Origin of the sequence: Stenotrophomonas maltophilia group sp. msm1, assembly GCF_032025805.1 — a bacterium.
Taxonomy (GTDB): Bacteria; Pseudomonadota; Gammaproteobacteria; order Xanthomonadales; family Xanthomonadaceae; genus Stenotrophomonas; species Stenotrophomonas hibiscicola.
This window is the reverse complement of record NZ_JAVSKH010000001.1, coordinates 703,183-715,301: the sequence shown is the minus strand read 5'-3', so window position 1 is coordinate 715,301 and position 12,119 is coordinate 703,183. Positions and strand designations below refer to the sequence as shown.

Annotated in this window: 8 protein-coding genes; 4 read left to right on the top strand and 4 right to left on the bottom strand. The window is 63.3% G+C overall.

Annotated elements, in window-relative coordinates:
• The first annotated feature begins 143 nt into the window (after nt 1-143).
• The gene (locus tag ROV95_RS03155; RefSeq protein ID WP_005411772.1) at nt 144-482 is read left to right on the top strand and encodes a hypothetical protein; all 339 of its coding nucleotides are present in this window, start codon (nt 144-146) and stop codon (nt 480-482) included.
• A gap of 155 nt (nt 483-637) precedes the next feature.
• Here the strand turns inward: ROV95_RS03155 and ROV95_RS03150 are convergent, their stop codons facing one another.
• The gene (locus ROV95_RS03150) at nt 638-2,728 is read right to left on the bottom strand and encodes a TonB-dependent receptor (RefSeq protein WP_312542939.1); all 2,091 of its coding nucleotides are present in this window, start codon (nt 2,726-2,728) and stop codon (nt 638-640) included.
• Between the two features lie 172 nt (nt 2,729-2,900).
• Here ROV95_RS03150 and ROV95_RS03145 point away from each other — a divergent pair, with 172 nt between their 5' ends.
• The 3 genes from ROV95_RS03145 to ROV95_RS03135 all read left to right on the top strand — a co-directional run bounded on the left by ROV95_RS03145 (nt 2,901) and on the right by ROV95_RS03135 (nt 6,276).
• On the top strand, nt 2,901-4,103 hold the full coding sequence (locus ROV95_RS03145; RefSeq protein ID WP_099588736.1) for an amino acid aminotransferase: 1,203 nt from the start codon (nt 2,901-2,903) through the stop codon (nt 4,101-4,103).
• 340 nt (nt 4,104-4,443) lie between these two features.
• Nucleotides 4,444-5,460 (top strand): class 1 fructose-bisphosphatase, encoded by a 1,017-nt coding sequence (locus ROV95_RS03140; protein ID WP_155028727.1) that lies wholly within the window; start codon nt 4,444-4,446, stop codon nt 5,458-5,460.
• Between the two features lie 108 nt (nt 5,461-5,568).
• Nucleotides 5,569-6,276, top strand: a complete 708-nt coding sequence (locus ROV95_RS03135) for a 2OG-Fe(II) oxygenase (protein WP_019337497.1) — start codon at nt 5,569-5,571, stop codon at nt 6,274-6,276.
• 62 nt (nt 6,277-6,338) lie between these two features.
• Here the strand turns inward: ROV95_RS03135 and ROV95_RS03130 are convergent, their stop codons facing one another.
• Genes ROV95_RS03130 through ROV95_RS03120 form a run of 3 tightly spaced genes read right to left on the bottom strand, consistent with a single transcriptional unit; the run spans nt 6,339 to nt 11,974 of the window.
• Entirely contained in the window at nt 6,339-6,521 is a 183-nt protein-coding gene (locus tag ROV95_RS03130) for a hypothetical protein (RefSeq protein ID WP_021204611.1), read from the bottom strand.
• 5 nt (nt 6,522-6,526) lie between these two features.
• Nucleotides 6,527-8,743, bottom strand: coding sequence for an RHS repeat-associated core domain-containing protein (locus ROV95_RS03125; protein ID WP_312542928.1), 2,217 nt, complete (start codon nt 8,741-8,743; stop codon nt 6,527-6,529).
• Nucleotides 8,744-8,758: 15 nt separating this feature from the next.
• Nucleotides 8,759-11,974, bottom strand: coding sequence for a DUF6531 domain-containing protein (locus tag ROV95_RS03120; RefSeq protein ID WP_312542926.1), 3,216 nt, complete (start codon nt 11,972-11,974; stop codon nt 8,759-8,761).
• Nucleotides 11,975-12,119 lie beyond the last annotated feature (145 nt).

The window sequence follows — 12,119 nt, the reverse complement described above, 5'->3', positions numbered from 1 at the left end:
GGCTCCTGCAGCGGGGGCGGGTGGGCAGGAATACGCGCGGTGCCGTTACCGGGGGGTGAGCGAGATGTTCATGACGCCAGGTTCGCAACGGCTTTACCTGCGGGGCGGTGTAGTGGAATCCCCCCAAGGGCAGGTACCAGACCATGAGCCGAGAGACCTCGCGAGACCCGCTGCGGGAGAACCACCCGCCCATTCCCGGCGAGCAGCGCGGCAAGCGCGATGCCGACAACGCCGACTACCGCGGCACCGGCGCGCCGTTCTTCGATGCCGAGCACGACCACCTGCCGGTGAAGCACGAGGCTGAACAGGCGGCCCAAGACCGCAAGGATGGCGGTGACCGCCACCGTGGTGGCCAGGAGAGCCCGCTCAAGCGCCGCGAGCGCAAGCAGCGCGCCAGCGACAACCAGGACGAGGCGCTGGAGGAGACGTTCCCTGCCAGCGACCCGACCTCGCCGTTCGTGCCGGCCAAGGCCCCCGACTGACCGGTAGTGCCGGCCGCTGGCCGGCAGCCTCCTGACGCCCTGCGCGGCGCGATGCCGGGCAGGGCCCCCGATTTACGGGTAGTGCCGGCCGCTGGCCGGCAACCTCCTGACGTCGTGCACGGCGCGATGCCGGCCAGCGGCCGGCACTACCCCTTTCAACGCCACGACCACTGCAGGCCGACGTTTGCTCGCCGTCCCGGTCCCGGCTCGTAGAAGCGACCATTGCCGTCATTGACGATCACCGAGCCGATGTAGGCCTGGTCCAGCACGTTCTCCAGCCGGGCGAAGGCGCGCAGCTCGCCACCCGGCAGGGTCCAGCGACGGCCGGCTTCCAGGTTCAGCAACGCATAGCCCGGCGCGCGCTCGGTGGCCAGGTCGTTGACCACGGTATCGCTGCTGGCAGAAGCCTCCAGCGCCCACTGCCACTCAGCCGGGCTCCACTGCAGGCGTGCGAAGGCCTGTTGGCGGGGCACGCCGGGCAGGCGGCTGCCTGCGGCGACCAAGGTGTTCGAGGTCAGGTAGGGCGAGCGCACCTGAGCCTGCAGCCAGGTCCATGCCAGCTGCAGTTCCAGCTGTTCGCCCAGCGGCTGCCGGTACTGCAGTTCCATGCCCTGGCGGCGGGTGCGGCCGATGTTGCGATAGGTGCTGCGCCCGCCGATATTGCTGGCAACTGCCAGCTCATCGTTGGTATCTGTGCGGAATACGCTGACATCGAGCTGGGCTCCGCCTTGCGCGTGCCACTTGCTTCCAATCTCCAGATTGCGGCTGCGGGCGGCCGCCAGATCCAGCGCCAATCCCGCCTGGCCGTCGGCGCGATAGCCCAGTTCGTTGAAGGTAGGCGTTTCGAAGCCACGTCCCACCGCCGCGTGCAGCCGCCACTGCGGGCTCGCTTCGAAGCTGATCCCGGCCGCCGGCGTGGTCGCCTGGTAGCGCCGGTGACCACTGTCATCCGGGTTGCGGGCGGTGATGTAGCGATCGTCCGAGTTGAAACGCACGGTGCTGTGGCGCAGGCCGGCCAGCAACGACCAGCGCGGGCTCCATTGCCACCAGGCTTGGGCGAACTGGTCCACGTTCTGCACGACGTCGATCTGGTCACGACGCAGCCGTCCACGCACGCCCAGGGCGCTGCCGAGGAAGTTCTCATGGCCGGTGCGATGCTGGCGCTGGCGGTCGGCGCTGAGCCCGGCCACCAGGTCCAGCGGCCGGCCGGCAAGGTCACCCTGCCAGCCCCAGCGCGCGTCCAACCCGCCGTAGCCGCCCTCCAGATCGATCACCCCACCGGCATGCAGGGGGTTGGCCTGGGCGGTCGGTGGGATCGGCAGGTATTGGCGTACCGCGCGCTGGCCAGCATAGCCCATCAGCTGCCAGCGCTGCGGCCCGGTTTCACGTGTCCAGCGCAGGCCGGCCTGCTGCTGGCGCACCGATTTGCGGGTGTTGTACTGGTGCGCGACTGCCGTGGCCTGGCGCGGATCAGCCGCCACCTGGGCACGGGTCAGGCCCAGCGGGTCCTGCGCATCCGGTGCATCAAGCGCATTGAGCAACAGCTCCAGCCGCCCGCCGCCCAGCTCGCCCCCGATGCGCGCGTTGAGCGATTCACGGCGTGCCTGGCTGTGATCGCGCCAGCCATCGGTGCGGAAGTGATTGGCGGCAATGTTGTAGTCCAGTACTTGGCCGGCCCCCTTCAGCTGTGCACCGACGCTCAGCGTGTTGTCGGCACCGGCGCTGAGCCGCAACCGCCACGGGTCGCCGGCCTGGCCCTGTTCGCTCCAGACCTGCAGCACGCCACCGGAGGAATTGCCGTAGAGCGCGGAAAACGGCCCACGCAGCACCTCGATGCGTTCGGCACCAAGCAGGCTGGCATGTGACAGCTGGCCTTGGCCATCGGGCATGGTTGCAGGGACCCCGTCGATCAACACCCGTACCCCGCGCACCCCGAAGGTCGAACGCGCGCCGAAGCCACGGATCGACAGCTGGGTGTCCTGGGCGAAGTTCTGCCGGTCGCGCGCCAGCAGACCGGGTACCCCAGCCAGCGCTTCGGACAGCTGCGCGCCGGTGCCAGCGCGGCTGGCATCGATCCAGACCGTGTCCTGGCTGGCCGGCAGCGCGAACGGGTCGATGCCCGGCACCCGTGCAGCCTGTACCTGCACCGCCGGCAGGGCGGTGGGCGCAGGCGCGGCCATCACCGCCCAGGGCGACAGCAGCAGGGCGGAAAGCGGCAGGCTACGGCGGCGTGCGGCAGTTTTCATGATTCAGGTTGATGGGTCGGGCGGCAACGCACGCCATGGTACGGGGCCGTGGATGACGATGGCGGCGGCCAGCCCCCGGCAGGCTTTGTTACGATGGGCTGTTTCCGGCCGAAACGCCGCAGACCGCGTAGCGCACTTCCTCCCCCTTTCCGTCTACCGAACGAGTACCGCCGTGTCCTTCTTTGCAAACGTGGAACTGGTCCCAGGCGACCCGATCCTGGGCCTGACCGAGGCGTACAACGCCGACAGCCGCCCGACCAAGGTCAACCTGGGTGTGGGCATCTACTACGACGAGAGCGGCCGCATTCCGCTGCTGCGCGCCGTCAAGCAGATCGAGCAGCAGCTCGCCGCTGAAGCCAAACCGCGCGGCTACCTGCCGATCGATGGCCTGCCGGCGTACACGCAGGCCACGCGTGAGCTGGTGTTCGGCAAGGACTCGCCGCTGCTGGCCGCCGGCCGCGTCACCACCGCACAGACCGTTGGTGGCAGCGGTGCGCTGCGCGTCGGCGCCGACGTGCTGAAGAAGCTGCTGCCGCACGCCACCGTTGCGCTGAGCAACCCGAGCTGGGAAAACCACCGCGCCGTGTTCAGCGCGGCCGGCTTCGAGGTGCTGGATTACACCTACTTCGATCCGACCACCCACGGCGTCAACTTCGACGGCCTGCTGGCGGACCTGGGTAAGCTGGAAGCCGGCACCGTGGTGCTGCTGCACGCCTGCTGCCACAACCCCACCGGTGCCGACCTCACGGTCACCCAGTGGAAGCAGGTCGCACAGCTGCTGAAGGACAAGCAGCTGTTCCCCTTCATCGACATGGCCTACCAGGGCTTCGACAAGGGCATCGAGCAGGACGGCGCCGCGGTGCGCATCATCGCCGAAGCCGGCATCGACAGCTTCATCGTCGCCAACTCGTACTCCAAGTCGTTCTCGCTGTATGGCGAGCGCGTGGGTGCGCTGTCGATGGTGGCGCCGACCGCCGCTGACGCCAAGGCCGTGCAGTCGCAGGTCAAGCGCGTGATCCGCACCATCTACTCCAGCCCATCCACCCACGGTGCTGCGCTGGTGGCCGGCGTGCTGACCAACCCGGAACTGCGCGCGATGTGGGAGCAGGAGCTGACCGAGATGCGCGAGCGCATCCATGCCCTGCGCCAGGGCCTGGTCGAGAAGCTGGCCGCTGCAGGTGCCCCGCAGTTCGGCTTCATCAACGAGCAGGCCGGCATGTTCTCCTACTCCGGCTTGAGCCGTGAGCAGGTCGAGCGCCTGCGCGACGAGTTCGGCATCTACGCCGTCGGCACCGGTCGCATCTGCGTGGCCGCGCTGAACCAGAACAACCTGGAATACGTCGCCAAGGCCGTGGCCACCGTCGCCAAGGGCTGAAGCAACGCTCCAGTAGCTTGAGGACAAAGGCGCCGAAAGGCGCCTTTGTTTTTTGCTCCCGCTCTTGCCTTTGCCATCCCCACCGCGCTCGCGGCGAACCCTGACGCTCGCGGGAGGGGGAGGCGATGCAGGACCGTTGGCGCCATGGATGGCGCCATCGAGCTTACAGGGACGTACTTGCAGCGTGTCCTGCATCGCCTTCCCCTCCCGCGAGCCTCGACAAAAGGAAGGCGCCACGAGCGCAACGCATCTGGAAACGATTACGCCTTCCCGCGCTCACGCACGCCCCCGCCATACGGGCGACAATAGGCGTTTTCCCGCTGCCGAGACCTGCCCGCCCATGTCCCGTACTTCGTTGACCCGCTTCCTGATCCAGGAACAGCACGCCGGCCGCATCAATGCCGACCTGCGCCAGCTGATCGCCGTGGTGGCCCGCGCCTGCACCAGCATCTCCATCGCCGTCAGCAAGGGCGCCCTCGGTGGCGTGCTCGGCGATGCCGGTACCGGCAACGTGCAGGGTGAAGCGCAGAAGAAGCTGGACGTCATCAGCAACGAGATCCTGCTTGAAGCCAACGCCTGGGGTGGCCACCTCGCCGCCTGCGCCTCGGAGGAAATGGACCACAGCCAGCCGGTGCCGGACATCTATCCGCGCGGTGATTTCCTGCTGCTGTTCGATCCCCTCGACGGCAGCTCCAACATCGACGTCAACGTCTCCGTCGGCACCATCTTCTCCGTGCTGCGCTGCCCGACCAATGTCGAACTGCCGGGCGATGACGCGTTCCTGCAGCCGGGCAGCAAGCAGATCGCCGCCGGCTACTGCATCTACGGGCCCAGCACCCAGCTGGTGCTGACCGTCGGCCATGGCACCCACGCCTTCACTCTGGACCGCGAGAAGGGCGAGTTCGTGCTGACCACCGGGAACATGCAGATTCCGGCGGCCACCCAGGAATTCGCCATCAACATGTCCAACCAGCGTCACTGGGAAGCGCCGATGCAGGCCTACGTCAGCGACCTGCTGGCGGGCAAGGAAGGCGCGCGCGGCAAGAACTTCAACATGCGCTGGATCGCCAGCATGGTGGCCGACGTGCATCGCATCCTGACCCGCGGGGGCATCTTCATCTACCCGTGGGACAAGAAGGATCCGTCCAAGGCCGGCAAGCTGCGCCTGATGTACGAGGCCAACCCGATGGGCCTGCTGGTCGAACAGGCCGGCGGTGCCGCCTCGACGGGCCGTGAGCGCATCCTCGACATCCAGCCCGACCACCTGCACCAGCGCGTGCCGGTGTTCCTGGGTTCGCGCGAGGAAGTGGCCGAAGCCGTGCGCTACCACCACGCGCACGACGACGCACAGGGCTGATCGGCGGTTGCCTGACGGCTTTCATGGCAGATCGATGACATGACCGTGGGGTGACACCAAGGGCGGCAAACGGCACCATCAAGCCGTTGCCGCCTAAGGAATGCACGCATGCACGAGCAGGGCCCGGTCGATTTCATCGAAGTCATCCACAACGCCGTCCCCAGCGAGGTCTGCGCGGCCATCGTTGAACGCCTGCGCGCCACGCGTGGCCTGCAGCCCGGTGCCGTGGGCAGTGGCGTGTTCCCGGAACTCAAGCACAGCAAGGATCTGCGTATCAGTGGCCTGGACGGCTGGCAGGATGTCGACCAGCAGCTTCAGATCGCGGTGTTCAATGGCCTGCTGACTTATCTACGCCGTTATCCACAGGCATTGATCGCCCCGCTGATGTTGCAGATCCAGGACAGCAACGGCCAACCGCGACGCCTGTCTGCCGAGGACTTCCCCGACATGCCGCCGCAGCAGCTGGCCGATCTGGCCCGCACCTGCCTGCGCCCGGGTGCGATCAACCTGCAGTGGTATGCGGCGGGCGAGGGCGGTTACCCGTACTGGCACTGCGAACTGTACCCGAAGGATGCGCAGGCCGAGACTCTGCACCGGCACGTGCTGTGGACGCTGTACCTCAACGACGACTTTGACGAAGGCGAGACCGAGTTCCTGTTCCAGGGGCGGAAGATCGCACCACGCACCGGCAGCCTGCTGATTGCGCCGACGGCGTTCACTCATACCCATCGTGGCAATCGCCCGCAGGGCGGGGACAAGTTCATCGCGACGAGTTGGATCCTGTTCCAGAGTGCGCAGAAGTTGTTTGGGGGATGAACGTCGAGCATGCTCGACGATATCGCTTGCTCGACTTCGTTCCACTTTCAGTCGAGCAACCTCTACCGTGGGCGACGGCGATAGAGAATCGTGCCCGCCGCTACACCGAACACTGCCACACCGAAGCCAACGAGCTCTTCTTCTCCAAGCCTGCCACCCGACATCAGCTTGCCGGCCGTCAGCAACAGGACGTTCAATGGAAGCATCCACAGGAACGCAATGCCAAGCCAGTAGATAATCTTCATTTCATCTATTTCCCACCACAGTCACAAGGAGATGCAGGCCCACCGCCATTTTCTTTGATGCCCTTGGCGATTTCGTGCGCATCAGACAGCTTAGCGGTTCCTTTCAGAACACTTCGAATTCCCTTGCTTAGACTGGTGATTGTATTGAAGTTGCTCACGTAGCGACCTATCTGGGCTCCCTGCCATCCCAACAGTGATCCGCCCACTTTTTCCAAAGCCGGTGTCCTCTCTTTCCCGTCAAACGCGGTCGCCAGGTTGTTGGCTCCATCGTGGAAGGTGGCCAAGCCCATTGCCGCCACCGTCAAACCAACGAGTCCGCCATCTTCGCTTCCTGCGACCGCTGCAATGATGGAGTCAGCACTACCCGCAGTTATTGCACCGACGCCAGCCGCCATGTCGGCTGCTCCCAGGATTGCTCCGAAATAATCCGTCTTGCAGAGACCCAATGGATCGAACCCGGTGACGGGGTTTCCTTCAGCGTACGCGTAGGTATTCAGTCCCCCCGCCAATCCAATCGGATCACTCTGCACATACCGGCCAATGCTCGCGTCATAGTCGCGGAAGCCGTTGTACCAGAGGCCGCTTTCCGCGTCGTAGTACTGGCCCGGGAAGCCAATGTTCAACCCGCCAATCTCATCCTTCTGGACACTGCGTCCATAGGCGTAGTTGTAGGCCTTCCAGACGGTCTGCTGGCTTGGACTGGTGACAAACTCCGGGCGCCCGAGATGATCGGTATGCACGTAGTTGTGCTGGCCATTGCGGGCTAGCCCCACCAGTTCACCTTCGAGCCAGAAATAATTGGTCCACATGCCGTTGTTCAGCTCAGTCATGAGCTGGTTCTGGCCAGCGTAGAAGTAGCGGCTGTTGATGTTCTTGTTGACCTTCGCAACGCGCTGCCCCTGCGCATTGAGTACGTAGTCAGTCGCAGTGCCACCGATGTTGCTGCGGCTCATGCGATTGAATGCATCGTACTCATAGGTGCTGATCCGGCTGCCTGCGGTCTCGCTGATACGATTTCCCAATGCGTCGTACTGGTACTGACGGCTGCCGTCCTGGTTGGTGTAGTTCAGCACCCGGTTGCTCCCCGGGTCGATGCTGTATTGGGTCAGCTGATTGCCTGCCTGATAGCGGTCGTGATTGCCGCCGGCATCGTAGGAAAGATTGTTGATGACACCGAAGCGGGTCAGCTTGGTCATACGACTCAACGCGTCGTAGCCGATCAACTGGGTCATGTTCGGGTCGACAGCGTCGACAATGGCGGTGATTTCGCCATCGCCGCTGTACTGATAGTCCCAATAGCTGACCTTGCTGCCATTGGGTCCCCAGACCGACATTGCGGTCAGCCGCCCCTCCTGATCATGGTTGTAGCCCCGGGCAAGCCCGTTGCCATAGGCCAGCCACTCATGCGCTCCCGTGACCTTCCAGTTGGCCTGGGAGATGATTGAGCGTTGAGTCCCGTCGACCGTCGCCATCAACGCACTTGGTTTTCCTTGGGAGCCATATGTGTAGGTCGCCTTGTCACCGTTAGGATAGGTGATCTGGCTCAGGCGATTGATGCCGTCGTATCCATAGGTGGTGCTGTAGTCCGTCTTCTGACCAGACAGATCGGTGAAGTCGCGCCGTATCTGCAGCTGTCCGTTCGGTGTATAGGCAAAATGGGTGGCGGTTCCGGGCCCTGAAGTGCCGCACAGCTGACCTTTACCGTTGCCGCACCAATCGTAGCTATAACCCATTGTTCGGCCTTCTGCGCTCGCAGAAGTCATTCGTCCCAGACCGTCGTAGCCGAAGGAGACGACGCTGCCATCGGCCCGCGCCGTCGATGTCCGCAGACCTGCAGCATCGTACTGGTGCTGTGTCGTTCCCGTATCCGGACTCACCTGTTTCCACATCTGGCCGAAACCATCGAATTCGTAGGTGGTAACGAGATTGCGGGGATCGCTCACACGGATCGGGCGATCTGCGAGATCGTACGCAATCTGGGTCGTCCCTCCAGCAGCATCGATTGATTGGATCAAGCGACCGCGAGCGTCGTAGCTCATCCGGGTAACCCGATTCTGCGAATCGGTGACCTGGGTGACGCGTCCCTCCGCGTCATAGGCATAGCGCACATTCTGTACGCCGTTGCCGCGCTCGACGATCACACGGCCCAGTTCGTCGTACTCATATGTGTTGACGGAGACAACAGCGTTCAGCCCGATCAGGGCAAGCGTCAGTGCTGGCATATGGACAGTCCTTTGTTACCGAGGCTGTTCGCAGGTGACGCGACCACAGCTTCCCATGTTGTTCTCAACAGACAATGTCGTCCTCCCCTCCATGCCCCACGCAGCACCGCCAGAGGCCATCTGCGCCTTGTAGATGAAGCTGACGTTGCCATTCCCGGTGTTCTTCGGACCAACGCTCTTGGTAAAGGTTGCAACCGCCCCGGGCGGCACCGGTCCAGCTAGGCCCATGCTTTCATTGAGCTGAAGAATTCCGAATGCGAGATAGGTGTCGCCAGGATTCCACACGACGTTCCCGGTATTACGGAACTGGAACGTCAGCTCCGATGAGCCACCATTGAATATCTGGCGGGGTGATGCCGAAGCGCTGACGAGTTCTGCATTGCGCACCACTGCGGGGACCGTGAACGTGCCCGAGCGATTGATGGTCAGGTTCGGACCGCCAACAGGCGAGATACCGTGCACGAATAGTGCTTTGCCCCCGTGATTCGATCTTACGTTGCCGTCAAGAGGGATCTTGAACCAATAGGCACTTCCGCGTGCCTGGCACGCGTTGGCAACGTTTCCGTCGGTCGCCAAGTTGGCGCGGCCCGAAGCGACGAATGTGCCGCCGCCAGCTGCCCCGCCGGCATAGACGTGTACGTCGATCGAGGCATCCACGCCAACTGAGCAGGCCCAGCCTTCAATGAAGAAGTTCCAGTTGCCGTCCTGGGTCACGCCGCCGATGTCACCAACGATGTTTGCCGTTGGAATGGCAAACACGCCTGAGTTCGCGAGCGGTCGATCCTGGCCGCGGCCCTGCGGAGATTGGCCGTAGACGGAGAACTTGCGGCCGCCGAACTGCTGCCTCTGGGCTAGCGATATCGGCAACTGATACCTATAGGCACTCCCTGATGCTTGGCAAGCCGCTGCAACTCCTGGCTCGCTGGCAAGGTTTGCTTGTGTGCTACCCAGGTAGACGTTGCCGTCGGCGTAACCGTCCACCTGGATTGACCCAGCCGAGCCAGTGGAACAGGCCCAGCCACGTACGAACCAGTTCCACTGCGCATCATGAGTGATTTCGTCAATCACGCCGCTCACCATCGAATCCATCGGATAGTCGGTTTGTGAAACCTCAGTGCGCGTGCGATTGGAAGCGTTGTTGTAGCTATGACGGGTCCACGCCCACTTGCCGTCCCCCATTGAACGGACTTCCTGCGTCAGGCGGCGCCCTGCATCGTAGCCGTAGCGGACTGTCACGCCATCAGGCTGGGTAAGCGAGGCGATGTCACCTGCAGCGGTGTAGCCAATGGCGGTCGTCGCCCAGCCAGTTCCCGAACTGGTTCTGTCGGACACAACGCGGCCACGGCCGTCATACGTCAACTCTCGCACACCACCGTTCGCGTTGACGATGCGCCCCGGCAGCCCCAGTCCGTTGTAGTTGGAATAGCTGATCGTATGACCAAGCGCGTTGGTGACACTGGTCAGATCGCCCTGACTATTAAAGACGGAGGTGACGTCATCCTGCGCAAGAGGGCCGTCGACCTTGACCGAGGCCTTCAGACCATTGGCATGATAGGTATAGGTTGTGCGGGTGACCCGCGTCTGGCTTAGCACCCCACGTGCCGTCAGATTGCGCTCGGTTACGCTGGCCACGTTTCCGCGATCGTCATAGGTGTAGGCGACTTCGAGATCCCCCACCACTGTCGTCTTGAGCAGTCGGTTACGCGCGGTATCCCACTCCTGCAACGTCGTACGTTCGGCCGAGCTGCCGACCGCTTCCACCCGCTTCAGCAAGTAGCCCTGTGCGCTGTAGTCGAAGTTGGTCAGATTGTCCTGGAAATCATGGACCAGATCAGGGTACCCATTGGCGTCGTAGCTCTGCTCCTTGTAGCTGGCAGGGCAGTTCGGCGACGGATCACCCTTGGTCGACACCATCTTTCCGTCCTTGAACGTGTAGGTGGTGCTGCGGCCAAGAGGGTTGATCACGGTGACATCGATATCGACGGGCCGCGTAAGGCTCGGCGCAGCGGCGGCGGTCATACCGAGTGCGCTCTCCATCGGCAGCGAGCCAACAGGCAGTGAGCGCGGCTGATAGCAGATGCGTGTGCCTCCGGTGCGCTGTTCGCACCATCCACGCTCCTCATCGGCGCGGAGACCCCCGGGTCGAGTCGGAGCGGGGGGCGGCAGCACCGGTTCGGTGCTGCGTACGGCGTAACTGAAGCGGAACCGTTCAATGCCACCATTGTGCTCTGTGCTGATGGCGCGGCGCTCCGCGTCGTACGCAAACGTGGAATAGCGCACGCCATTAAAAGACTTGCCAGTCAGGGCACCCGGGAAGCGGGCATCTTCGTAGTGGTAACTGATCGTCGTTGCAGGTGTGCCAGGCAGCGTCGTGCTGGCGAGCCGCCCACGTCCGTTCCCGAACACATTGGGGGTATAGGTGTAGCGATAGATGTTGCCGGCCGGATCGGTCACCTGGCTGACCTGTCCGTTGGCCCAGCCAAAGCTGACGCTGCGTCCAGAGGAGTGCGTCACCTTCTGCAAGTAACGGTCAGCATAGGAGAACGTCCAGCTCACGCCCTGCTCATTGCTGAGTCGGGTGATGTAGCCCTCGGCGTTGTAGGTCTCCGTACCGTTGTTTTCGTTTCGAAGCGTAAACGTGCCATTGCCGTTCGCGGACAGGTACGCGATGGGCTGGGCCTTGTCCTCATACCAGCGACCGCTGGCCGGATCCTTGAGGTACTTGATGCGACGACCGTCGGGCCGTTGCACCCACGCCAGCTGATTTGCATCGGTGAATGCGAGCGAATAGTCGAAGTTGCTCAGCCAGTGATTGCCGAACAGCCCGGTCGCGCTCCAGTAGTGATTGTAGTTGCGCTGCAGGAACAGGCCCATTTCGCCCTGGCTGGCGAAATCAAGTTCTGGTTCGACCTTGTTGCCGCTGTAGAGAACGACAGGATTACCCTTGCGGCCGTTGCAATCCTTCTCTTTGTCATCGGTCGGCTGCTCCTTCGCGGTTTCGGTCGGAATTGCACCGCCGCCGCCATTGTCCATTTGAGACTCGGACAGGTGGACACCACTGCCGCCGCCAAATCCAAAACCACCTACACCGCTACCTCCAGCAGGGCGTTTGGCGGTGACCTGAACGGTTTCGAGAGTGTTTGCCGCGGTTGCCAATGCCATCGGCAGGCAAAGCAGCGGCAGAAGAAGAAGACGGGACTGCAGGGTGTTCCGCGTTGCAACGTGCGTCATGCGCTTGCCTAGCTCCTCATCCGACACCGACTCATTCAGTCATCGGGAATTCATGTTTGTAACGAGTCTATGACAGCACGCTGTAACGGTGCAATGGAGGCACCTAATGTTTTTCGTGCATTGCCCATCAATGAGCTGGGTACAG

Bases quoted from the DNA above. Each gene is read 5' to 3' on its own strand.
- ROV95_RS03155 (WP_005411772.1), top strand. From the start codon at position 144: ATGAGCCGAGAGACCTCGCGAGACCCGCTGCGGGAGAACCACCCGCCC.
- ROV95_RS03150 (WP_312542939.1), bottom strand. From the start codon at position 2,728: ATGAAAACTGCCGCACGCCGCCGTAGCCTGCCGCTTTCCGCCCTGCTG.
- ROV95_RS03140 (WP_155028727.1), top strand. From the start codon at position 4,444: ATGTCCCGTACTTCGTTGACCCGCTTCCTGATCCAGGAACAGCACGCC.
- ROV95_RS03135 (WP_019337497.1), top strand. From the start codon at position 5,569: ATGCACGAGCAGGGCCCGGTCGATTTCATCGAAGTCATCCACAACGCC.
- ROV95_RS03130 (WP_021204611.1), bottom strand. From the start codon at position 6,521: ATGAAGATTATCTACTGGCTTGGCATTGCGTTCCTGTGGATGCTTCCA.
- ROV95_RS03125 (WP_312542928.1), bottom strand. From the start codon at position 8,743: ATGCCAGCACTGACGCTTGCCCTGATCGGGCTGAACGCTGTTGTCTCC.
- ROV95_RS03120 (WP_312542926.1), bottom strand. From the start codon at position 11,974: ATGACGCACGTTGCAACGCGGAACACCCTGCAGTCCCGTCTTCTTCTT.